This window comes from Lactococcus sp. LG1074 (genome assembly GCF_017309525.1).
Lineage (GTDB): Bacteria > Bacillota > Bacilli > Lactobacillales > Streptococcaceae > Lactococcus > Lactococcus petauri.
Genome location: NZ_CP071293.1, coordinates 1,808,561 through 1,831,930 on the forward strand (window position 1 = coordinate 1,808,561; position 23,370 = coordinate 1,831,930).

At 41.2% G+C, this 23,370-nt stretch carries 13 protein-coding genes, 9 tRNA genes, 3 rRNA genes and 1 pseudogene; 8 read left to right on the forward strand and 18 right to left on the reverse strand.

Annotation, left to right across the window (positions count from 1 at the left end; all coding sequences use genetic code 11):
* The first annotated feature begins 61 nt into the window (after window positions 1-61).
* The 7 genes from J0J36_RS09025 to J0J36_RS09055 all read left to right on the forward strand — a co-directional run bounded on the left by J0J36_RS09025 (window position 62) and on the right by J0J36_RS09055 (window position 5,684).
* On the forward strand, window positions 62-541 hold the full coding sequence (locus J0J36_RS09025; protein ID WP_003133193.1) for an S-ribosylhomocysteine lyase: 480 nt from the start codon (window positions 62-64) through the stop codon (window positions 539-541).
* A 14-nt stretch (window positions 542-555) separates the two neighbouring features.
* On the forward strand, window positions 556-705 hold the full coding sequence (locus J0J36_RS09030; RefSeq protein WP_014025452.1) for a hypothetical protein: 150 nt from the start codon (window positions 556-558) through the stop codon (window positions 703-705).
* On the forward strand, window positions 702-1,715 hold the full coding sequence (locus J0J36_RS09035; RefSeq protein WP_040087054.1) for a Gfo/Idh/MocA family oxidoreductase: 1,014 nt from the start codon (window positions 702-704) through the stop codon (window positions 1,713-1,715). The genes J0J36_RS09030 and J0J36_RS09035 overlap by 4 nt, the downstream gene beginning before the upstream one ends.
* Before the next feature lie 97 nt (window positions 1,716-1,812).
* The gene (locus J0J36_RS09040; RefSeq protein WP_153925427.1) at window positions 1,813-2,655 is read left to right on the forward strand and encodes an ABC transporter ATP-binding protein; all 843 of its coding nucleotides are present in this window, start codon (window positions 1,813-1,815) and stop codon (window positions 2,653-2,655) included.
* Complete coding sequence (locus tag J0J36_RS09045; RefSeq protein ID WP_019291508.1) at window positions 2,648-4,150, forward strand: ABC transporter permease/substrate-binding protein; 1,503 nt, start codon at window positions 2,648-2,650, stop codon at window positions 4,148-4,150. Before J0J36_RS09040 ends, J0J36_RS09045 begins: the two co-directional genes overlap by 8 nt.
* Before the next feature lie 96 nt (window positions 4,151-4,246).
* Complete coding sequence (locus J0J36_RS09050) at window positions 4,247-5,515, forward strand: NAD(P)/FAD-dependent oxidoreductase (protein WP_019291507.1); 1,269 nt, start codon at window positions 4,247-4,249, stop codon at window positions 5,513-5,515.
* Window positions 5,516-5,598: 83 nt separating this feature from the next.
* Window positions 5,599-5,684: transfer RNA gene (locus J0J36_RS09055), tRNA-Leu, on the forward strand.
* Window positions 5,685-5,954: 270 nt separating this feature from the next.
* Here the strand turns inward: J0J36_RS09055 and J0J36_RS09060 are convergent.
* Window positions 5,955-6,158 (reverse strand): hypothetical protein, encoded by a 204-nt coding sequence (locus J0J36_RS09060; protein ID WP_019291506.1) that lies wholly within the window; start codon window positions 6,156-6,158, stop codon window positions 5,955-5,957.
* A 213-nt stretch (window positions 6,159-6,371) separates the two neighbouring features.
* Window positions 6,372-7,469 carry a glycosyltransferase gene (locus J0J36_RS09065; RefSeq protein WP_019336046.1) on the reverse strand — a complete coding sequence of 366 codons (1,098 nt, stop codon included), beginning with the start codon at window positions 7,467-7,469 and terminating at the stop codon, window positions 6,372-6,374.
* 257 nt (window positions 7,470-7,726) lie between these two features.
* Between J0J36_RS09065 and J0J36_RS09070 the strand changes: the two genes are divergently transcribed.
* Window positions 7,727-8,761, forward strand: a complete 1,035-nt coding sequence (locus J0J36_RS09070) for a YdcF family protein (RefSeq protein ID WP_165719071.1) — start codon at window positions 7,727-7,729, stop codon at window positions 8,759-8,761.
* Window positions 8,762-8,795: 34 nt separating this feature from the next.
* Here the strand turns inward: J0J36_RS09070 and J0J36_RS09075 are convergent, their stop codons facing one another.
* From J0J36_RS09075 to J0J36_RS09150, 16 genes and pseudogenes are all read right to left on the reverse strand, one after another.
* Entirely contained in the window at window positions 8,796-9,590 is a 795-nt protein-coding gene (locus J0J36_RS09075; RefSeq protein WP_019291504.1) for a TraX family protein, read from the reverse strand.
* Between the two features lie 215 nt (window positions 9,591-9,805).
* On the reverse strand, window positions 9,806-10,975 hold the full coding sequence (locus tag J0J36_RS09080) for a class I SAM-dependent rRNA methyltransferase (RefSeq protein WP_019291503.1): 1,170 nt from the start codon (window positions 10,973-10,975) through the stop codon (window positions 9,806-9,808).
* A gap of 48 nt (window positions 10,976-11,023) precedes the next feature.
* A complete protein-coding gene (gene pgk / locus J0J36_RS09085) occupies window positions 11,024-12,220 on the reverse strand; it encodes a phosphoglycerate kinase (RefSeq protein ID WP_019336047.1) in 1,197 nt (398 codons plus the stop codon).
* A gap of 92 nt (window positions 12,221-12,312) precedes the next feature.
* The gene (locus tag J0J36_RS09090; RefSeq protein ID WP_029343540.1) at window positions 12,313-12,798 is read right to left on the reverse strand and encodes a hypothetical protein; all 486 of its coding nucleotides are present in this window, start codon (window positions 12,796-12,798) and stop codon (window positions 12,313-12,315) included.
* A gap of 385 nt (window positions 12,799-13,183) precedes the next feature.
* Window positions 13,184-13,269: transfer RNA gene (locus J0J36_RS09095), tRNA-Leu, on the reverse strand.
* A gap of 39 nt (window positions 13,270-13,308) precedes the next feature.
* A tRNA-Gly gene (locus J0J36_RS09100) sits at window positions 13,309-13,380 on the reverse strand.
* A gap of 70 nt (window positions 13,381-13,450) precedes the next feature.
* A tRNA-Thr gene (locus tag J0J36_RS09105) sits at window positions 13,451-13,523 on the reverse strand.
* A gap of 11 nt (window positions 13,524-13,534) precedes the next feature.
* Window positions 13,535-13,616, reverse strand: a tRNA-Leu gene (locus tag J0J36_RS09110).
* A 46-nt stretch (window positions 13,617-13,662) separates the two neighbouring features.
* Window positions 13,663-13,735 (reverse strand) — tRNA-Lys (locus tag J0J36_RS09115).
* A 38-nt stretch (window positions 13,736-13,773) separates the two neighbouring features.
* Window positions 13,774-13,846, reverse strand: a tRNA-Asp gene (locus J0J36_RS09120).
* A gap of 2 nt (window positions 13,847-13,848) precedes the next feature.
* Window positions 13,849-13,921, reverse strand: a tRNA-Val gene (locus tag J0J36_RS09125).
* Window positions 13,922-13,925: 4 nt separating this feature from the next.
* Window positions 13,926-14,041 (reverse strand): 5S ribosomal RNA (rrf, locus tag J0J36_RS09130).
* Window positions 14,042-14,125: 84 nt separating this feature from the next.
* Window positions 14,126-17,025: ribosomal RNA gene (locus J0J36_RS09135) — 23S ribosomal RNA — on the reverse strand.
* Between the two features lie 166 nt (window positions 17,026-17,191).
* Window positions 17,192-17,264: transfer RNA gene (locus J0J36_RS09140), tRNA-Ala, on the reverse strand.
* A gap of 110 nt (window positions 17,265-17,374) precedes the next feature.
* Window positions 17,375-18,923 (reverse strand): 16S ribosomal RNA (locus tag J0J36_RS09145).
* The 16S, 23S and 5S rRNA genes sit together here with 8 tRNA genes alongside, the layout of an rRNA operon.
* 306 nt (window positions 18,924-19,229) lie before the next feature.
* Window positions 19,230-23,066 (reverse strand): annotated as a pseudogene (locus J0J36_RS09150) (PolC-type DNA polymerase III); the annotation flags it as partial.
* Window positions 23,067-23,370 lie beyond the last annotated feature (304 nt).

Here is a 23,370-nt window from a genome sequence, read left to right on the forward strand (position 1 = left end):
AAAATTTTGGTTCAAAAAATGGTAAAATAGAAGAATACTAAGAATACTGGAGGTAGAAAATATGGCTGAAGTAGAATCATTCCAGCTCGATCACACAAAAGTTTTAGCACCTTACGTGCGCCTAATTGGGACAGAGACTGGTCCTAAAGGTGACATCATCACCAACTTTGATGTCCGTTTTGTGCAACCTAATCACGGTGAAATCCCGACAAGTGGGCTACATACTATCGAACACTCAATGGCAAGTTTGATTCGTGACCGTATTGATGGCATGATTGACTTTTCTCCTTTTGGATGTCGTACTGGCTTCCATATGATTATGTGGGGCGAACCAACTGCTGAGGAGATTGCTAAAGTGATCACTTCATCTTTGGAAGAGCTCGCAGGAGACAGTTTCACTTGGGATAATGTCCCAGGGGTTGCCGAAAAAGAATGTGGAAATTATCGCGATCACTCATTATTTTCAGCAAAAGAATGGGCGAAGAAAATTTTAAGTGAAGGTATCTCCTCGGATGCTTTCGAACGTCGCCTTGTAAAATAGAGAGAAAGAGAACCATGGGAAAGTATCAATTAGATTATAAAGGGCAAGCCTCTGTCCAAAAATTCCACGAAAAAAATTCAAATAAAAAGACAGATAAATTGTCAAAAATCGAAGAATTAAAAAAACAACACCAAGCGAAAAAGAAAAAAGAGAAGAAAGCATGAAAAAGTTAAACATTGCTTATGTTGGTTTTGGGAAGTCCACCAATCGCTATCATATTCCTTATGTTAAAATCCGTGAGCACTTCAACATTGCGCGCGTTGTCAACCGTAGCCTAGGCAAACGTCCTGAGCAAGCTATTCTTGAGGCTGAAGGAACTATTTTTTCAACAGACATCAATGATATTATTCAAGATGATTCAATTGATTTAGTCATTGTCGTCACTCCAGGTGCTGCACACTATGAAACCAGTAAAAAGCTTTTACTGGGTGGAAAAAACGTTATCTGTGACAAACCGTTAGTAGAAACGTTAGAACAAGCCGAAGAATTAGTTGGTATCGCTCAAGAAAAGAAGCTCTTCTTTATGCCTTTCCAAAACCGTCGTTTTGACAGTGATTTTTTGACAATCAAAAAAGTTTTGGATACGGGTTACCTAGGAGATTTGCTTGACATTACTGTCACTATGGATCACTATCGTCCAGCAGATGCAACTGCTGGTAAAAACTTTGATGGCGCCTGGTATGGCCATGGTGTACACATGGTTGACCAAATGGTTTCACTCTTTGGACAGCCAAAAGATGTACAATACGATATTCGTTCAACACGCGATTCAAATGCTGTAGATGATTACTTCTCTGTAAACTTGCTTTACACCGATTTCCGAGCAACAGTTCAAGCCACTGAACTGGCTGCACTCAAACGTCCCAAATGGGTGCTTTATGGTTCTAGAGGAACTTTAATTAAAGAAAACGTTGACCAACAGGAAAATGATTTGAAGGTGGGAATCTTCCCGGGAAGTGACGGTTTTGGGGCCGATGCACCGCAAGATTTTGCTCAATTGACATACTACAATCAAAATGGCGATCGCATTGAAAAGTCAATTCCTACGGTTTCAGGCGATTATGGTCGTGTCTATGATGCAGCTTATGAGTCACTCGTGAATGGAGCTGAAAAACTCGTTTCGGATGAGCAAATTTTGACAGTTATTGAAACTTTAGAAAATGGCTTTAAATAAAAAGTCCTCTTTGAGGGCTTTTTCTATACCCTTCCATCCATAAAAATAGCAATCCATTTCCTGAAAGAACTGAAAGATAAAATGTTAAAATGACACTATGACTATTACATTTAAAAATGTCACTAAAAAATACGGAGACAAAGCCGTACTTTCAGATATCAACTTATCCATTGAAAGTCACGAGTTTTTTGTTCTCGCAGGCTCTTCTGGTGGCGGAAAAACAACATTACTCAAGATGGTTAACCGGCTCATCGAACCCAATAAAGGGCAGGTCCTCATTGATGATCAAGATATTCAAACAATTAACTTAAGAGACTTGCGTCTTCAAATAGGATATGTGCTTCAACAAATTGCGCTCTTTCCTAACATGACCGTTTTAGAAAATATTGGTATCATCCCGACAATGAAAGGTTGGAGCAAAAGAGAAACGCGTGAGCGCGTACTCGAACTCCTTCCTTTAGTGGGTCTAGATGCTGAAAAGTACCTTAACCGATACCCTCATGAACTTTCTGGAGGTGAAGCACAACGGATTGGTATTTTGCGTGCTATCGCCTGTAAACCAAAGATTATTTTAATGGACGAACCTTTCTCCGCTCTGGATCCTATCTCCCGTAAACAGCTACAGGAACTGGTCAAAGATTTGCAGAAAACCTTAAAAATCACAACGGTTTTTGTTACCCACGATATGTCTGAAGGAATGGCGATGGCTGACCGTATCGCAATTCTCAAAGACGGCGAACTTCAACAGGTGGGACGTCCCCAAGAAATTTTAAATGCCCCAGCAAATACTTTTGTGGCGGACTTCTTCACTGATTATCAGCAAGACTTGTCTCAATATAAATTAAAAAATCTTGAACAAGTCCTTGCAACTCATGATTTTTCGGAAGAAATGCCTTTGGGGGAAATCTTAAATAGTCTGGAGGACGATGCTCATGAATAATTTGATTTCTACCTTTCAACAGCAAGAGCACCAGTTTTGGCTTGCTCTTCTAGAGCATATCCAAATTTCCTTGGTTTCTCTTTTTATCGCTATTTTAATCGCTCTTCCCCTTGCTTTACTTTTAAGACGTTACCCCAAAATTGCTGAGCCCGTACTGCAACTTACCGGAATTTTCCAAACGATTCCAAGTTTGGCCTTGCTTGGATTATTGATTCCTTTTATTGGGATTGGTTCTTTGCCAGCTATTGTCGCATTAGTTGTCTATGCTCTTTTTCCTATTATTCAAAACACCTACACCGGTCTTCAGCAAATTGATCAGTCTTTAATTGAAGCAGCAACTGCTTTTGGGATGAACCGACGGGAGCGCTTGATGAAGTTTGAGCTGATACTTGCTCTTCCCTTTATTATGGCTGGTATTCGTACAAGTGCTGTCATGATTATTGGAACAGCAACTTTAGCTGCACTTATTGGAGCAGGCGGACTCGGAAATTTCATCCTCTTGGGCATTAACTCCAATGATGTTAACCTTATCCTGATTGGAGCGATTTCTTCTGCTTTATTGGCCGTTATTTTCTCAACCTTACTCCGCTTCTTGGAAAAAGCAAAAATTCGGACCATTCTGATTAGTTTCTTTGCTGGTCTTTTACTCTTGCTAGGGTCGTATTATCAACCTCAATCCAATACTCATCCACAGATTACCATTGCTGGAAAGCTCGGAGCTGAGCCGACACTTTTGATAAATATGTACAAGGAAGTCATTGAAAAGAACAGTGATATCGAAGTCACACTCAAGTCCAACTTTGGAGATACAACTTTCCTTTACAATGCTTTAAAATCCAATAAAATTGATATTTATCCTGAATTTTCTGGAACAGTCTTAACGACATTCTTGAAAAAAAACACAACCTCCACCGATCCCAAAAAAGTTTACGAAGAAGCACGCACAGGTATTGCTAAACTTGATAACTTTGCCTATCTTACACCTATGGAATTTCAGGATACTTATGCTTTAGCTGTGAAAAATAGCTACGCCCAGAAACATCACCTTAAAAATATTTCTGATCTCCAAGGGCTTCCTTCAGTTAAAGCTGGCTTTGACTTAGAATTCGCACACCGCCAAGATGGCTATATTGGCATTCAAAGTTTATATGGACTAAATTTTGATGTGAAGACAATGCAAACAAGTTTGATCTACAATGCCTTGAATAGTGATAGCATTGATTTAGCCCAAGTTTATTCCACAGACAGTCAAATCAAACAATATGAACTGACCGTCCTGAATGATGATAAAAATCTTTTCCCACCATATCAAGCAGCTCCTTTGATGAATAAAAATCTCCTTAAGAAATACCCCCAATTGGAGCAAATTTTAAACCGACTTTCAGGAAAAATTACCAATCAGGAAATGATTGATATGAATTACGCCGTCAATGTTGAGCAAAAAGATCCTGCTGCCGTGGCACATGACTTTTTAGTGAAACACAGTTTGATTTAAAGGTTGAGCTTAAGAACTCTTACATAAGGGTTCTTTTTATATATTTCATAAGCGAGCGCAAGAAATCAGCACCTGAAACTATGCTATAATGAAGTTATGAAAAAATATGATGTAATCGTTGTTGGAGCCGGACCTTCGGGTATGATGGCAGCAATAGCTGCTGCAGAAAATGGTGCACATACAGCTTTAATTGATAAGAACAAAAAAGTAGGAAAAAAACTGTTGATGACGGGAGGCGGACGATGTAACGTTACCAACAGCCATTCGGTGGACGAAATTATCACCCATGTCCCTGGAAATGGCCGCTTCTTGCACAGTGCTTTTGCTCAATTTTCAAACTTAGATATTATTGACTTCTTTGAAAAAAATGGTATTCCACTCAAGGAGGAAGACCATGGTCGAATGTTTCCTGTAACCGATAAATCTCGAACAATTGTTGAGGGCCTTTTCAGTAAAATAGAGGAGCTTCATGTGGACTATTTTCCAAACGCTGCTGTAACTGAACTCAATATAGAACATGGTGCTATTACAGGACTTGAAACAGAAACAGATAGCTTCACAGCCTCCTGTGTTGTCTTATCTACTGGCGGACGCGCCTATCCCTCGACAGGTTCCACTGGTGACGGTTATAAATTAACACGAAGTGCTGGTCATACAATCACAACACTTTATCCGACAGAATCCCCATTAATTTCTTCTGAAACATTTATTAGTGAGAAAACTTTACAAGGTATCTCTCTTCGAGATATCCGATTAAGTGTACTTAATGCTAAAGGGAAAATCATCATTGAACATCAAATGGACATGCTCTTCACGCACTTTGGTCTCAGTGGCCCTGCAGCACTTCGCTGTTCTAGCTTTATCAACCAAGAACTAGCTAAAGGCGCAGAAAGTGTGACTGTCCAGCTGGACAGCTTCCCTGACATATCTGTAGCACAACTCTTAAACGACTTGAAAAATACTGCGCGTGACAATGGCAAGGCTGTTAAAAATGCTTTTGCAGCGCTCACGCAGGAACGCTATTTACTTTTCTTACTGGATAAAGTTCAAATCGACGCAGATATACCTGCAAAGCAATTGACCGAAAAACAGTTGGAGAAATTTTCTCATATCCTTAAAGCATTTCCAATCCAAATCGATAAAACTTTTCCGATTGAAAAATCTTTTGTCACTGGTGGAGGCGTTCAACTTAAAGAAATTAATCCAAAGACAATGGAAAGTAAATTAACAGCCGGTCTATATATGACTGGGGAATTGCTCGACATTAACGGTTATACGGGTGGCTATAATATCACTTGTGCTTTTGTGACTGGTCATGTAGCAGGTACCCATGCCGCAGAAATGGCCTCTTATATGAAATACTGAACATACTTTATAAAAACATCTAAAAGTTAAGTTCATTCTTGCATTCTTTCTCGTGAAATGGTATTATATTAAAGTACCAATTCGCGGAAGTGGCGGAATTGGCAGACGCGCAGGATTAAGGATCCTGTGGCCTATCTTGGCTGTGCGGGTTCAAGTCCCGCCTTCCGCATCTATATAAGAATTTAAGCACCAGTCTTGTAAGACTGGTGCTTTTCTTTTTTTATTACTAAGTACGCTACAGTGGACAATGGATAAAAATATAGATACAAAAATAAACCACAACCTTGATTAGGTTGTGGTTTTAAAATAGAAATTAAAAAAATTTTCATATTTTTTCTTCGAAAAAGAAGCCTCTTAATCTTGAACAATTGCTGTATACACCTAAATTTTGTCATTCAAATTTGATTACCTCTGAGTATTGCAAGATAATGCAATCTAATTAATATGAAGGTTTTTCTGTAATCGTTGCTGCCAATTCTACCAATGCTAACACTGGTTTACCTCTAAGCGTAAGGTAGAGCTTTCTTGTGCCTTTTTCATCATTAATGAGGAAATGTAAACCAACGCCTGATACAAATTTCAGAATATGGAAGACGATACCAATATTAATGAAATAAGAAACGATAATCAAGAAGTTTTGCATATTATTTCCTCACTTTTATTGTTTTTGTTTATCTGCGTAATTTATTATATATAAAAGCAATATAGATTACAAAAGATATGCAAATCTTTTTAAACATTTCTTTTGCATTACTTGGAAATAACTAAAAAACGCTAAACTATGACTAGTTTATGCGTTAATATTTAGATAATTTGTAACAAATCAGCTGTGGCCTGTCGTTTCCCCCCCTCTTTTTTAAGTGTGCTTCCATTTCATATCTTTACCTGTCAGGAAAGACCATAGAGCCGCGGCATAGAAAATCAAGAGAAAGATGGCATAGACAATTTCGGGGAAATAACTGAGTGCCACAAGGCGACATTTCCAGCCTTGATCCCAAACGGTAGTCACTTGAACGAAGAGATAAAGTATGAGAAGTACGATAGAAGTTATTCTAGACCATCCCAAAACCGCTCCCTCACTAAGCACTACCTGAATCAAATAAATCGTAAAGGCAAAAAGAACAATCGGAGTGATAGCAAGCGCCATATACAGCCCGATTTGTTGCACCCAATAAATCATCCGCATCCAAGGTGGCATTTTTCTGCCATATTCTTTAATATTTTGTAAAGCACCAATATACCAGCGTTTACGCTGATGGTAAAGCGAGTTATAATCTTCCATAACATCAGTTATGGACTTCACACCTACATGAGGTACTGAAAAGCCTAAAACGAGGATAGCCAAAGTCAGCTCATTATCCTCTGTCATGCTATCGACATCATAGTAGCTTCCCCCCTCTGGTAATAGCTTACCTTCTAAACGTGCTCCCTTAATTTCTTTGAGAACATCCCAACTAATCAAGCTAGCTGTTCCTGACAAAACATAAACTTCAGCTCTTTTGTGAACTAAGCGGGCAAAGCGAGCAAATTCCATTTGTTGTAAAATCCCAAGTAAGTTGGTTGAATTACGTCCAACAAAGATAGAACTGACCCCACCCACACGCGCTTCTTCTATCATTTTTTTCTCAGCTTTTTCGATGAAATCAGGCTCTATCATCGTATCCGCATCCATAACTAAAACAGCAGAGCGTTGAGCATCTAATGTCGGAGAAAGTTTTTCTAGTGCCCAGTTAAGTGCACCTGCTTTTTTCTTCTCATTTTTCCCTGGCATAACCAAAACTTCTGCCCCAGCGGCCATAGCTTCTACAGAGGTCAAATCCGTTGTGTTATTGGGTACGACAAAGATGCGATCAGGTAATCTCGTTTGTTCATAAATGCTGCTTACCGCTTCTCCTATACTCCCCGCTTCATTCCATGCGGGAATCATTACAACGATATATAGCGTTTCCTCCATAAGAAAAAGTCCCTTCATTCTGTACGATCTGTTTGAACAATTATAAACATTACTTTTAAGTAACTAAGATAACAAACATATATCCATTGTAATATTTTTCTTAGTAAATTCAAAACATCTTCCCAGCATATGGACTTTTCTTAGGCAATTTTAAGTTTTTGTTTCTCACAGTAGTCCTTAGCGTCAGCGAGTAATACAAAATACTAGTTTACCAAGGCGCGAACATGGTATACTAATTTTATCTATTGGAGGACTTTATGCTATATCTACTCTTTTTTCTCGCTATTTCTGGGATAGGCTATTTGCTAATAAAATTTAAAGATCGCAGTATCTTGGGCGGGCTGCTTTTTGCTGCTGGGTTGATTCTCTCATTTTTCACCCTTTTAATCCTTGGACTCGTTTTCCTTGATAAAACCTCCTCTCATGGTTCAATGCTTGCTTTAGCAATTTTTTATTTACTTCTCCCTCTCATCTTTTTAGCTGTATGCATCTATCTCATTTTCAATTCACAAACGATGCGTACTAAAGAAGGAAAAAGTTTAACTGCAAAGCTCTCCGCTGCCATGGGCTTAAATTTAATCATCAGTTTCCCTCTTTTTCTATTTTTAATCACGGGTATGTTCAAACTACCACTTTTTCTGGATATAATTTTGTTATTTATCCTCTTACTTGATTTAATACTGTCCTTCATCTTTATTGCTTACCTCTTTTATTCTTGGATGTACCAGATGCTGCCGCTTAAAAAGCATATTGACTATATTATTGTACTTGGGTCTGGTATTTCTAGTGAATACGTTCCACCGCTTCTTAAAAGCCGCTTGGACAAAGGGATTGAATATTTCTACAAAAATCCGAATGCGAAATTTGTTGTGAGTGGTGGGCAAGGTGCTGATGAGCCTGTTTCTGAAGCTTATGCTATGCGTAAATACCTCCTCTCTCAGCATATTCCTGAAAATATGATTATTTTAGAAGATCAATCAACTACAACTTATGAAAATATGCTTTTTTCAAAACAGCTTATTGAAGAAGATTGGCTCACAAGATTTGAGGGTGGCCACCCAGCGCCAAGTATTATCTTTTCAACCAATAATTATCATGTGCTCCGTGCACGTTTATATGCCCGTAGAGTGCATCTTAAGGATGAAGGGGTTGGTGCACCAACAGCACTTTATTTCTTACCCACAGCCCTCATACGTGAATACGTGGCCCTCTTATCACACAATAAAATATGGGTTATGAGCCTCATTGGTTTTGTTTTCTTCGCTTTATTATATAGCTTTTTACCAATATAAAAACACACGGTTAATGAATGACCGTGTGTTTTTGTTATACTACACCTACCAAGGCATAACGTAAGATGTACAGAATAAGCAAATGTGCGGGATAAAAATAATAGAAAAGATCTCTTTGCCACTGTGCGCCATTGCCACCACGTTGACCATTGTAGAGATAAATGAAAGGTAAAACAGTAATAATCATAAATTCATTTGAAAAACTGAGTACCTGGTAAAGCGTACCTGCTGCACTGCCTGTAAAATAGCCCACCAAACTCCATATAAGCAAAAGAAGACTAAAAGTAATAATCCCTGCTGAAATTTTTGCCCATCTTCTTCGGAAAAAATAGAAAATGAGGACCAATACAAGCTCATATGGGCCACCCTCACTCAACAGGATAAGGGGCAAAAGTAATATAATGACTAAACTATATGAAAAGCACTTAAGCTTCGTCCCTTGATTTTTACGAATAATATCAATTGCCCAGATTAAAGCAAATAAGAGCGCCAGCGTCATGAAAATATTTTGACCTGCAAGAAGTAAAAATATATCAAATTGCCCATATGGGTCCTCAAAACTGCTCCGTGTCAGCAAGTTGAAGCTAATATTGATGGCATACATTAGTAGACCACCACCTAGAAGCCTTAAAAAATATTTTTTTCGACTTCTTGTATAATGAAAGCCTTCGACCATCATAAAGACAAATAGAGGTGCGACAAATCTCCCTAAAAAGCCTATCCAGGTAGGTAAGCCCAAATAACTTCCAAGATAAATGTTAATATGGTCGATAACCATAAATACTATACCTATAATTTTTAAATCATAGCTAGAAAAAATTTTTTTCATACTCTGTTCTCCCTTATTTGTGAAACAGATTTTCTAGAAGAAACCAGCCTAGATGAAGATAGTTAAGAATCAAGAGAACTACTTTTACTGAGACGGCTTTTTAAAAAAAAACTGATACCTTTTTATTATAAAGGAGAATTGTACATCCTCTCTTACATTTCAGTAATTTATGGCTTATTAAAAAACTGCTGGAGCAACTTTCCAACAGTTTTTTCTTATTTTTTGATTTGAATAAACAAGACTTTCAAATAATCACCTTCCGGGAAAGAAGAAGCCACCTTGAAGTCGGCAGGCAAGTGCTCTTCCTGAAAAATATCAAATTTAACTTTTTTATTTTTCAGAGCCTGTTCTACCATTGTACGGAATTTCTCACGGCTAACATTAGCAGCATTTGTAGACGCAATCAAAAGTCCTTCTTTATTTAAAATATCGATTGATTCTTGAACGAGTTCCCCATAATTCTTTGCCACCGAAAAAGTTTTCTTCTTGTTGCGAGCAAAGCTTGGTGGATCTAAAACTACAACATCATAACTTAATTCTTTTTTCTTGGCATAATTAAAATAGCCAAAAACATCCATAACATAGATACGTTGACTCTCTGAATCAATGCCATTCATTGTAAATTGTTCTCGCGTTTTATCCAAAGAACGTTTGGCCAAATCTACTGAGGTTGTCTGACTTGCTCCTCCAAACGCTGCTGCAACCGAAAAAGCGCCTGTATAACTAAACATATTAAGAAGAGTCTTACCGGCCACTAAACCACTTGCTAAAGTACCACGCACTTCTTTCTGATCTAAGAAAATCCCTGTCATCAGCCCTTCATTCATATATGTTGCATAGGTCACACCATTTTCCATAACGGCCAATGGTTCTGGGGCAATTTCACCGCCTATATGTCGCGTTTCAAAACTTAGTCCATCAAAACGAATTTTTTCATAAATTCCTTTGATTTCAGGATAAACAGAGCGAAAGGCAGCTATAATGTCTGTACTTTGCGTATAGATAAAAGGATTGTACCAGCTAAAAACAGCATAATCAGCATAATAATCAACAGTTATACCGCCTAAGCCATCGCCTTCACCATTAAAAATCCGGAAAGCTGTTGTTAGGTCATCTTGGAAAAAAGAAAGACGTGCGCGCTTAGCTTCCTCAAACTTCTTTTCATAGAAACGCTGATTTATATCCTCTGGGATTTGACTTAAAAGCCAACCAGCGCCTTTATTTTGCTTCGATAAATAGCCTCTTCCTAAAAAGTTTTCTTTTTCATCAACAAAGTCAATAAACCCATCTTCCTGTGGAGTAGACTTTAAATCTTCGGTAACAATTAAGGGAAAAGCGCGACGAAGCTTAAGTGCAGCCTGCTTTTTTACTGTGATTTTCTTCATAGTATTATTGTATCAAAAAAAACAGACCATGGTCTGTTTTTTATTGCATTATTTTTCTGTAAGAGCATCAAGTCCTGGAAGAACTTTACCTTCGAGAAGTTCCATAGAAGCACCACCACCTGTAGAGATCCATGAGAATTTATCTGCACGGCCAAGGTTGATTGCTGCAGCTGCTGAGTCACCACCACCGATGATTGATTTTACACCTGGTTGAGAAATGATAGCATCCATAACACCAATAGTACCTGCTTGGAAATCAGGGTTTTCAAAGACACCCATAGGACCGTTCCAAACAACTGTTTTAGCACCTTCAAGCTCTTTAGCAAAACGTTCAACTGATTTAGGACCAGCATCAAGGCCAAGGAAACCTGCATCGACTGCTTCACCTTCAGTATCTTTCACTTCAGTGTAACCAGCAAAAGCATTTGCTTCTTTTGAGTCTACTGGCAAGATAAGTTTACCGTCTGCTTTTTCAAGCAATTCTTTTGCCAAGTCAAGTTTGTCTTCTTCAACCAAAGAATCACCGATTTCGATACCTTGTGCTTTGAAGAATGTGTACGCCATACCACCACCGATGATAACTTTGTCTGCTTTACCAAGCAAGTTTTCAATAACACCGATTTTATCTGAAACTTTTGAACCACCAAGGATCGCTACGAATGGGCGAACTGGGTTTTCAACAGCTTCTTGGATGTAAGCAATTTCGTTTTCAAGCAAGAAACCAGCTACTGCTTTATCCACGTTAGCAGAAATACCTACGTTTGAAGCGTGCGCACGGTGAGCAGTACCAAATGCATCATTTACGAAGATACCATCTCCAAGTGAAGCCCAGTATTTACCAAGTTCAGGATCATTTTTAGATTCTTTTTTACCATCAACATCTTCAAAACGAGTGTTTTCAACAAGCAAGATATCGCCATCTTTTAATTCAGCAATAGCAGCTTCCAATTCAGCACCACGTGTAGTTCCTGGGAAGACCACTTCTTTGCCCAATTTTTCGCCCAAAGCTGCTGCTACTGGAGCAAGAGATTTACCAGCTTTATCTGCTTCTTCTTTAACACGACCAAGGTGAGAGAAGAGAATTGCACGTCCGCCTTGTTCAAGTACATACTTGATTGTTGGAAGAGCTGCAGTAATACGGTTATCATTAGTAATTACACCATCTTTAAGTGGGACATTGAAGTCCACACGAATAAGAACTTTTTTTCCTTTAAGATCTACATCTTTAACAGTCAATTTTGCCATTTTCTGGAAATCTCCTATAAATTTTTATTTAGTAATAAAGTAATTATATCACAATTTAGGCAAAACTTTCTCTCCAAGCATTATCAATAAACTCACTGCTGATCATACAATATTTTCGTTATTTTTTCTTTCAAACGATACTTTTCCATACGATGCAATTCATCGCCCGCGAGATAACTTTTCAGGAGCCGTCGGTAACGTAAACTTAAGTTTTCAAAAACTTCTTCTAGTAAACTTCCAGAAATCAGCGTATGTTCTGGACTGGCCGCTTTACCTTTTAAAGCATCCGAATATTCGTATATGTCTAAGCCAGTCCCACAATCAAAACCCCTTTTAAAAGCCCGCTCCCTTCTTTTAATATCAATAAGTCTCTGCTTATAGCGCACCTTAAAATGGCAAAATAAATTTCTTTGTGTCACACCGTCGCTAAGCAAGTCATATAATACCAAGCGCCCTTCCTGCTGATAGTCATCAATCGTCCAAAAATTTATCGGAATTAAACGACTGCTTTTCCACACAATATGTTGGACAGAATGAAATATTTCTTCCAGCTGCTCCATATCTAAATTATGCTCCATCCTTATATTTTTTCTCCCCTCTAGAATAACTTCCAACTTATCGTAATTTATTATGTTCCCCCTTCCTTTTGTGATATGCCCTACTCCTATATAGTAGAATACCATAGCTTCAATTAAATACAATTATCAAATTATTTTTATTTTTTAAATTTCTAAAACATAATCGAAATTATGGACATTTTTTAAGTTACAGAATATAAATTGACATTTTATCAAAAAAACTAGAATATTAGCACGTATCTTTTCATCTTAGAGTAATAAATAACAATTCTCTGATATTTAACAAACAAACTTATTCGTCAATAAAATAACTAGGTCACTAACCTAGTTATTAATAAAAATTATATAAAAAAACCAAGAGTCATAAAACTCTTGGTTTGACTGATGCCGAGGACCGGTTTCGAACCGGTACGAAGGTTACCCTTCGCAGGATTTTAAGTCCTGTGCGTCTGCCAGTTCCGCCACCCCGGCAAAATATGGAAAATCCCCCAACTAAGGGAGAACTAACAAAGCGAACGACGAGATTCGAACTCGCGACCCCAACCATGGCAAGGTTGTGTTCTACCCCTGAACTACGTTCGCAACGCTTAAAGAAAGAAAAACTTTCTAAATACCTCTAGCTGCACTACACTAGGTCCAACAGTTAAAGGAATGCCGACTACATGATTCGAACACGCGACCCTCTGATTACAAATCAGATGCTCTACCAACTGAGCTAAGTCGGCTATAAAAGAAATGCGGATGAAGGGACTTGAACCCCCACGCCCTAAAGCACTAGAACCTAAATCTAGCGTGTCTGCCAATTTCACCACATCCGCTTGACAAGTTCTTTTACGCTTTATACCTCAACCTATTGTTAAAGTATGACCCGTGCTGGGCTCGAACCAGCGACCCTTTGATTAAAAGTCAAATGCTCTACCAACTGAGCTAACGAGTCTATTTCTTTTATTACCTTTCAAGTCTATCAACTTGAAACGGTTCCGACGGGAATCGAACCCGCGATCTTCGCCGTGACAGGGCGACGTGATAACCGCTACACTACGGAACCTATGGGAGTTAACGGGATCGAACCGCTGACCCTCTGCTTGTAAGGCAGATGCTCTCCCAGCTGAGCTAAACTCCCAATCACTTGGCATTTACCCTATCTCGCAGGGGGCAACCCCCAACTACTTCCGGCGTAATAGGACTTAACTTCTGTGTTCGACATGGGAACAGGTGTATCTCCTATGCAATGAATACCAAATCATGGTCTGAATGTATTGAACACTCAAAACTAAATAACAATCTCTTGATAAATAAGTAAAGCTGAACTCATATGTTCTATTACTTGGTAAAGTCCTCGAGCTATTAGTACTGGTCCGCTCCATCCCTCGCAGGACTTCCACTTCCAGCCTATCAACCTGATCATCTCTCAGGGCTCTTAATTCATAAAGAATGGGAAATCTCATCTTGAGGTGGGCTTCGCACTTAGATGCTTTCAGCGCTTATCCCTTCCCTACATAGCTACCCAGCGGTGCTCCTGGCGGAACAACTGGTACACCAGCGGTAAGTCCACCCCGGTCCTCTCGTACTAAGGGCAGATCCTCTCAAATTTCCTACGCCCGCGACGGATAGGGACCGAACTGTCTCACGACGTTCTGAACCCAGCTCGCGTGCCGCTTTAATGGGCGAACAGCCCAACCCTTGGGACCGACTACAGCCCCAGGATGCGACGAGCCGACATCGAGGTGCCAAACCTCCCCGTCGATGTGAACTCTTGGGGGAGATAAGCCTGTTATCCCCAGGGTAGCTTTTATCCGTTGAGCGATGGCCCTTCCATGCGGTACCACCGGATCACTAAGCCCTAGTTTCCTACCTGCTCGAGTTGTAGCTCTCGCAGTCAAGCTCCCTTATACCTTTACACTCTACACATGATTTCCAACCATGTTGAGGGAACCTTTGGGCGCCTCCGTTACTCTTTAGGAGGCGACCGCCCCAGTCAAACTGCCCGACAGACACTGTCTCCCACGCCGATTATGCGTGTGGGTTAGAGCAACCATGAAGCAAGGGTAGTATCCCAACAGCGACTCACTTGAAACTAGCGTCCCAAGGTCAAAGTCTCCTACCTATCCTGTACATGCTTCACAGGTACTCAATATCAATCTGCAGTAAAGCTCCATGGGGTCTTTCCGTCCTGTCGCGGGTAACCTGCATCTTCACAGGTACTAAAATTTCACCGAGTCTCTCGTTGAGACAGTATCCAAATCATTACGCCTTTCGTGCGGGTCGGAACTTACCCGACAAGGAATTTCGCTACCTTAGGACCGTTATAGTTACGGCCGCCGTTTACTGGGGCTTCAATTCAGAGCTTCGCCTAAGCTAACCCCTCCTCTTAACCTTCCAGCACCGGGCAGGCGTCACCCCCTATACATCACCTTGCGGTTTAGCAGAGAGCTGTGTTTTTGATAAACAGTTGCTTGGATCTTTTCACTGCGGCTGTATTTCTACAGCACCCCTTCTCCCGAAGTTACGGGGTCATTTTGCCGAGTTCCTTAACGAGAGTTCTCTCGATCACCTGAGGCTACTCGCCTCGACTACCTGTGTCGGTTTGCGGTACGGGTAGTATTGAATTAAACGCTAGAAGATTTTCTTGGCAGTGTGACATCAAGGGCTTCGCAACCGTAGTTGCTTCCCCATCACAGCTCAATGTTAAAGGAAAATGCATTTGACACATTCCACACCTCACTGCTTAGACCAGAATCCATTAACTGGCTCCCTTTAGCCTACTGCGTCCCTCCATCACTAACAATACTAGTACAGGAATATCAACCTGTTGTCCATCGACTACGCCTTTCGGCCTCGCCTTAGGTCCCGACTAACCCAGGGCGGACGAGCCTTCCCCTGGAAACCTTAGTCTTACGGTGGATAAGATTCTCACTTATCTTGCGCTACTCATACCGGCATTCTCACTTGTAATCGCTCCAGCACCCCTCACGGTATACCTTCATCGCTGATTACAACGCTCTCCTACCATTTAATTAATATTAAATCCACAGCTTCGGTAATATGTTTAGCCCCGGTACATTTTCGGCGCAGGGTCACTCGACTAGTGAGCTATTACGCACTCTTTGAATGATAGCTGCTTCTGAGCTAACATCCTAGTTGTCTGTGCAACCCCACATCCTTTTCCACTTAACATATATTTTGGGACCTTAGCTGGTGGTCTGGGCTGTTTCCCTTTCGACTACGGATCTTAGCACTCGCAGTCTGACTGCCGCACATGTGTATTAGCATTCGGAGTTTATCTGAAATTGGTAACCCGAGATGGGCCCCTCATCCAAACAGTGCTCTACCTCCAATACACTTAAATTGCGACGCTAGCCCTAAAGCTATTTCGGAGAGAACCAGCTATCTCCCAGTTCGTTTGGAATTTCTCCGCTATCCACAAGTCATCCAAACACTTTTCAACGTGTCCTGGTTCGGTCCTCCAGTGCGTCTTACCGCACCTTCAACCTGCTCATGGATAGGTCACTAGGTTTCGGGTCTACATCATGATACTAAAGCGCCCTATTCAGACTCGCTTTCGCTACGGCTCCGCCTCTTCAGCTTAACCTCGCATCATAACGTAACTCGCCGGTTCATTCTACAAAAGGCACGCTCTCACCCATTGACGGGCTCGAACTTCTTGTAGGCACACGGTTTCAGGTGCTATTTCACTCCCCTCCCGGGGTTCTTTTCACCTTTCCCTCACGGTACTGGTTCACTATCGGTCATTAAGGAGTATTTAGGCTTGGGAGATGGTCCTCCCGGATTCAAACTGGATTTCGCGTGTCCAGCCCTACTCAGGATACTGCTAGGTATAAAGTCTATTTCAAATACGAGGCTATTACTCTCTTTGGCTTACCTTCCCAGGTAATTCTTCTATAGACTTTAAGTCCACGTTGCAGTCCTACAACCCCAAGAAGCAAGCTTCTTGGTTTGGCCTGTTTCCCGTTCGCTCGCCGCTACTTAGGAAATCGTTTTTACTTTCTCTTCCTGCAGGTACTTAGATGTTTCAGTTCTCTGCGTTACCTTCTCGTAAGCTATGTATTCACTTACGGATACTATGCATAACATAGTGGGTTTCCCCATTCGGAGACCTAGGGATCAATGCGTACTTACTGCTCCCCCTAGAATATCGTCGTTAGTCACGTCCTTCTTCGGCTCTTAATGCCAAGGCATCCACCGTGCGCCCTTATTAACTTTGCCATTAAAACAAGTATAAGTTTTTTCGAACTATTTAAAATAATTCGCAGCTTTACAGAAATGTTTTACCATTTCTCGGTTTATTTATCGTTATAAGATATTGTTATTTAGTTTTCAATGATCAATTCCTATTTTAACGTCTTCGTTGACAAGATACTGTCGTATCTTATGGAGCCTAGCGGGATCGAACCGCTGACCTCCTGCGTGCAAAGCAGGCGCTCTCCCAGCTGAGCTAAGGCCCCTTCTCTCAACGCAATCTTCTCTATCTTGCATCAAAAGACTGCTTGTTTGGTCTTTATAGACCCCTCAAAACTGAATAAAGTAGAACAACATCTTTTTTTATATTCCTTAGAAAGGAGGTGATCCAGCCGCACCTTCCGATACGGCTACCTTGTTACGACTTCACCCCAGTCATCGGTCTTACCTTAGGAAGCGCCCTCCTTGCGGTTAGGCAACCTACTTTGGGTACTCCCAACTTCCGTGGTGTGACGGGCGGTGTGTACAAGGCCCGGGAACGTATTCACCGCGGCGTGCTGATCCGCGATTACTAGCGATTCCGACTTCATGCAGGCGAGTTGCAGCCTGCAATCCGAACTGAGAATGGTTTTAAGAGATTAGCGCACCCTCGCGGGTTGGCGACTCGTTGTACCATCCATTGTAGCACGTGTGTAGCCCAGGTCATAAGGGGCATGATGATTTGACGTCATCCCCACCTTCCTCCGGTTTATCACCGGCAGTCTCACTAGAGTGCCCAACTTAATGATGGCAACTAGTAATAAGGGTTGCGCTCGTTGCGGGACTTAACCCAACATCTCACGACACGAGCTGACGACAACCATGCACCACCTGTATCCCGTGTCCCGAAGGAACTCCTTATCTCTAAGGATAGCACGAGTATGTCAAGACCTGGTAAGGTTCTTCGCGTTGCTTCGAATTAAACCACATGCTCCACCGCTTGTGCGGGCCCCCGTCAATTCCTTTGAGTTTCAACCTTGCGGTCGTACTCCCCAGGCGGAGTGCTTAATGCGTTAGCTGCGCTACAGAGAACTTATAGCTCCCTACAGCTAGCACTCATCGTTTACGGCGTGGACTACCAGGGTATCTAATCCTGTTTGCTCCCCACGCTTTCGAGCCTCAGTGTCAGTTACAGGCCAGAGAGCCGCTTTCGCCTCCGGTGTTCCTCCATATATCTACGCATTTCACCGCTACACATGGAATTCCACTCTCCTCTCCTGCACTCAAGTCTCCCAGTTTCCAATGCACACAATGGTTGAGCCACTGCCTTTTACATCAGACTTAAGAAACCACCTGCGCTCGCTTTACGCCCAATAAATCCGGACAACGCTTGGGACCTACGTATTACCGCGGCTGCTGGCACGTAGTTAGCCGTCCCTTTCTGGTTAGATACCGTCACTTAAGTAATTTTCCACTCTACTTAACGTTCTTCTCTAACAACAGAGTTTTACGATCCGAAAACCTTCTTCACTCACGCGGCGTTGCTCGGTCAGGGTTGCCCCCATTGCCGAAGATTCCCTACTGCTGCCTCCCGTAGGAGTCTGGGCCGTGTCTCAGTCCCAGTGTGGCCGATCACCCTCTCAGGTCGGCTATGTATCATCGCCTTGGTAGTCCTTTACACTACCAACTAGCTAATACAACGCGGGATCATCAAGTAGTGAAGCAATTGCTTCTTTCAAATAAGAATCATGCGATTCTCATTGTTATGCGGTATTAGCGTTCGTTTCCAAACGTTGTCCCCCGCTACTCGGCAGATTTCCCACGCGTTACTCACCCGTTCGCCGCTCTTCATAAAAATAGCAAGCTATCTTTAATCATCGCTCGACTTGCATGTATTAGGCACGCCGCCAGCGTTCGTCCTGAGCCAGGATCAAACTCTCATTTAAATTTAGTTCATCAAATGAACTGGCTGTTGTTTTGTCTTTCATTATTGAATTGACAGTTGGTATACAAGAAGTTAACTTCTCGCATATAGTCATTCTACTTTATTCAGTTTTCAAAGGTCTATCGCTCTCGTAAGAGATACGCTCTCTCGCGACAACTATTATATTCTATCAAACTCACTTTGTTCTGTCAAGAATAAACTGTGATTTTTCTCCCTTTTTTTTACACTCGTTCGGAAAACCCCGCCGTTGTCACGTTTAAAGACTATAAAAAAACAGACACCATTGTGTCTGGTTTCCTGTTTTTTATTAAAAGAGGTCTTCAAAGAGACTTAATTGATTATCTTCTGGCATTCCTTGGAGGATTCCCATAGATTTCATATTGTCAACAACTGTTTGTGACACGCCTCCTCGTTTACGAAGTTCCATAATACTCAAGAACTCTCCTTCTTTACGGGCTTCAACAAGTTGTTTTGCAACGTTTTCGCCCAAGCTATCCATTGTGATAAATGGTGGAATCAATGTATCGCCATCGATAACAAATTCTGTAGCTTCACTGCGGTAAAGGTCAATTTTACCAAATTTATAGCCGCGTTCAAGCATTTCGTTACAAAGCTCAAGCGTTGTCATTAAAGAGACCTCAGTGTTGGTTGCATCGAAACCTTTATCACGAATCTCCTTCATCTTCGCCTTGACTGCATCTAAACCTGCTCCCATCGTTGCAACATCAAATGTTGTTGCACGAATAGAAAACCATGCACAATAGTAAAGAATTGGCTTATGTACCTTGAAATAAGCAACACGAAGAGCCATCATAATATAGGCAGCAGCATGGGCTTTCGGGAACATATATTTGATTTTCGAACAAGATTCAATATACCAATCTGGGACACCATGCTCACGCATCGCATTAACATAGGTTTCTCTTTCTTCTGCCCCAATCTTGCTCCACATCCCTTTACGCACTCGTTCCATAATATTAAAGGCCATGGATTCGTCTAAACCAGCATGTATCAAGTAAACCATAATATCATCCCGACAACCGATAACGCTGGACAAGTCAGCAATTCCTGAGCGTATTAATTCTTGGGCATTACCTGCCCATACGTCCGTACCATGTGAAAGTCCTGAAATTTGCAATAAATCTGCAAAAGTTTTAGGTTTAGCTTCAGCAATCATGTTCATTGAAGTGAAGGTCCCCATCTCAGGAATACCTAGCGTACCAAGTTTTGCGCCTAGTTGTTCCTCCGTAATTCCCAACGATTCTGTACCTGTAAAGAGTTTCATTACTTCCTCATCGTCCATGGGAATATCTTGTGGGACAATCCCCGATAAACTTTGGAGTTTTCGAATCATCGTCGGATCATCATGTCCAAGAATATCAAGTTTTAAGATGTTATCATGAATCGCATGGAAATCAAAGTGGGTAGTTTGCCATTCCGCACGCACATCATCAGCTGGATATTGTACAGGTGTAAAATCATAGACATCCATATAGTTTGGAATAACGATAATCCCGCCCGGGTGTTGTCCAGTTGTACGTTTAACACCTGTTGAAGTCATGGCTAAACGATCAATTTCAGCATTGCTATAAAACTGATTGTAATCTCGTTCATAACCTTTGACAAAACCAAAGGCTGTTTTTTCGGCTACCGTACCAATTGTTCCCGCACGAAAAGCATAGTCTTCTCCAAAAATATCACGGACATCCAAATGGGCCAAAGGCTGATCATCCCCCGAGAAGTTCAAGTCAATATCGGGTACTTTGTCACCTTTGAAACCAAGGAAAGTTTCAAAGGGAATATCATGACCATCTTTTACCAACTTATGTCCGCATTTTGGACATTTTTTATCAGGCATATCATAACCTGAGCCGTAGCTCCCATCATCATAACATTCAAAATATTGACATTCCGGGCAGCGATAATGCGGTGCAAGAGGATTAACCTCGGTAATACCAATCATTGTAGCTACAAGTGATGAACCCACTGATCCACGAGAACCTACTATATAACCACGTTCATTTGAACGCCGTACAAGTTCTTGCGAAATAATATAAACCACGGAGAAACCATTCCCTATAATAGAACGTAACTCTTTTTCCAAACGCGCATCTACAATATCTGGCAAAGGATTGCCATACCACTCGTGCGCTTTCTCATAAGTCAAACGCGTGATGCGCTCCTCAGAACTTTCTCCACCTTCAAAGGTCATTTTCGGTGTATAAAGATCATCTCTTACAGGTGTTAATTCTTCAAACCGCTCTGCCATTTCTTGCGTATTGGTGATGACAATTTCACGCGCTGTGGCTTCGTCTAAGAAGCTAAATTCGTCCAACATTTCATCTGTCGTACGGAAATGCGCTTCGGGTAAAGGTAGAGGTTTTGCATGCTCCCCTCTTCCTTGATTCCAGTTGATTTCTGCCCCTTGACCCAGCGAACGTATAATAATCTCACGATTTATCGCATCTTCTGGGTTAAGGTAATGAGCATCACCAGTAGCTAAGACCGGTTTGCCTAACTTCTTGCCGAGCTTAATCAAGTCTTTCAGCGTTTGTTGCAGCTCTTTCTCACTCTTAAAATTACCCCCGACAACAAGAGATTGATACAGCGCTGGCGGCATAACTTCAATAAAGTCATAAAACTTGGCAATTTCTAAAGCTTCTTCAAAGGTTTTATTGGTTATTGCATCGAAAACTTCGCCTGATTTGCAGGCTGAGCCAACAATGATGCCTTCTCTATGTTCTTGCAAAACGGAACGCGGAATACGTGGTACACCAGCAAGATACTTAACATTAGAATAACTTACAAGTTTAAATAAATTCTTCAAACCTGCTTGTGTTTGAGCATAAAGTGTAACGTGTTTTGGACGGACTTTCTTATAAGAATCTTCCGCTACGAGTTTGTCGTTCAAGTCAAGCAGTGATGTCCAGCCAAAACGATCGCGAACTTCATTAAGGAAGACAAACAATAAACGTCCCGTCGCTTCCGCATCATAATTGGCCATGTGGTGATGCTCTAAACCAATCTGAAACTTTTTCGTCAATTGTCCCAAACCAAAACGCTTCATCTCTGGGTACAGATTACGAGCGAATTCTAAAGTATCCACTACAGGTTGCTTAATGATAGGTAAGCCATTTCGCTGATAATTCATATTCATAAAGCCTACGTCAAAAGTAGCATTATGGGCTACCAAGATACTGCCTTGACAAAATTCTTGAAAGGCTTTTAAAACATCATATAGAGGCTTCGCATTTTTTAAATGATCCTGTGTAATACCTGTTAATTCTGTTGTAAAATCACTAATGGCATAACCAGGGTTAATAAACTCATCAAACTCGCCGATGGGATTTCCCTTATGCATCTTCGTTCCGGCAATTTGAATCAAGTCATTATGGACAGCAGATAGTCCTGTCGTTTCCACGTCAAAGACAACATAAGTTGACTCATACATGTTGACATCTTCTTCATTGAACACAATAGGGATCTTGTCTTCTACCAGATTTGCCTCTACGCCATAGATAATTTTTACACCATGTTTTTTCCCGGCTTGATGGGCTTCAGGATAAGCTTGAAGACCCGCATGGTCTGTAATGGCAATTGCTTTATGACCAAATTTCGCAGCTTGAGCAACAAGCTTACTTGCAGGAGGCATCGCATCCATGGTTGACATATTCGTATGGCTATGGAATTCCACACGTTTATCTCCTTCAGCTGCCTTATCTTTCCGCACTCTTTGTGTCGGTATTTCTTGTAAGTCACTCATCTGTAGAACAAGATCTTTTTTATAGTCATCATGCTGCACTGTGCCGCGTACCCGCGCCCAAATGCCTGTAAGCTGCTTAGCCACAGCAATTTCTTCATCTCCACGAACCCATTTTGAGATATAAAAGCTGGATGTATAGTCAGTCATTTCAATCTCTAACAGATGGCTAATATTTCCTGTCTTGCGTGATTTAATCTCGCGCAGCTCACTCTTGAAGATATAACCTTCAAACACCAAAGAGCCATGAGTAGAAAATTCACTGACCGAACGCATCGGTGTGATTGGCTCAGAATTCTTAATTTCGCGCCCTATCTGAATTTTATCTGATTTTACAGCACTAATTTGTGCCGCAACTCGGCTACAATCTTCTTTTTTAGCAATCTCAACGACATCATTTGCGGTCATGACTAGATCGTCTTTATAAACATCATGTGCAATATTTCCACGCACACGCAGCCAAATGCCTTGTTCAAATTGAATCGAGCCATCTTCACTTGTATTGGCCGCTTTGACTTTCTCAACGATGGTGTTAAATTGAGCTATTTCATTGTCTTTGCGCCCCCATTTAACAACTTGGAAGATGGAAGTTTCATCCGCAATCTTCATCTCCAAAACATGATTGACTTTTCCTGTACCATTGCTGGCAAACTCACGATGATGCGCATCAAAGACGTAACCTTCAAAA

Bases quoted from the DNA above. Each gene is read 5' to 3' on its own strand.
- J0J36_RS09070 (WP_165719071.1), top strand. From the start codon at position 7,727: ATGCTATATCTACTCTTTTTTCTCGCTATTTCTGGGATAGGCTATTTG.
- J0J36_RS09075 (WP_019291504.1), bottom strand. From the start codon at position 9,590: ATGAAAAAAATTTTTTCTAGCTATGATTTAAAAATTATAGGTATAGTA.
- J0J36_RS09035 (WP_040087054.1), top strand. From the start codon at position 702: ATGAAAAAGTTAAACATTGCTTATGTTGGTTTTGGGAAGTCCACCAAT.
- J0J36_RS09025 (WP_003133193.1), top strand. From the start codon at position 62: ATGGCTGAAGTAGAATCATTCCAGCTCGATCACACAAAAGTTTTAGCA.
- J0J36_RS09040 (WP_153925427.1), top strand. From the start codon at position 1,813: ATGACTATTACATTTAAAAATGTCACTAAAAAATACGGAGACAAAGCC.
- pgk (WP_019336047.1), bottom strand. From the start codon at position 12,220: ATGGCAAAATTGACTGTTAAAGATGTAGATCTTAAAGGAAAAAAAGTT.
- J0J36_RS09090 (WP_029343540.1), bottom strand. From the start codon at position 12,798: ATGGAGCATAATTTAGATATGGAGCAGCTGGAAGAAATATTTCATTCT.
- J0J36_RS09060 (WP_019291506.1), bottom strand. From the start codon at position 6,158: ATGCAAAACTTCTTGATTATCGTTTCTTATTTCATTAATATTGGTATC.
- J0J36_RS09080 (WP_019291503.1), bottom strand. From the start codon at position 10,975: ATGAAGAAAATCACAGTAAAAAAGCAGGCTGCACTTAAGCTTCGTCGC.
- J0J36_RS09065 (WP_019336046.1), bottom strand. From the start codon at position 7,469: ATGGAGGAAACGCTATATATCGTTGTAATGATTCCCGCATGGAATGAA.
- J0J36_RS09045 (WP_019291508.1), top strand. From the start codon at position 2,648: ATGAATAATTTGATTTCTACCTTTCAACAGCAAGAGCACCAGTTTTGG.
- J0J36_RS09050 (WP_019291507.1), top strand. From the start codon at position 4,247: ATGAAAAAATATGATGTAATCGTTGTTGGAGCCGGACCTTCGGGTATG.
- J0J36_RS09030 (WP_014025452.1), top strand. From the start codon at position 556: ATGGGAAAGTATCAATTAGATTATAAAGGGCAAGCCTCTGTCCAAAAA.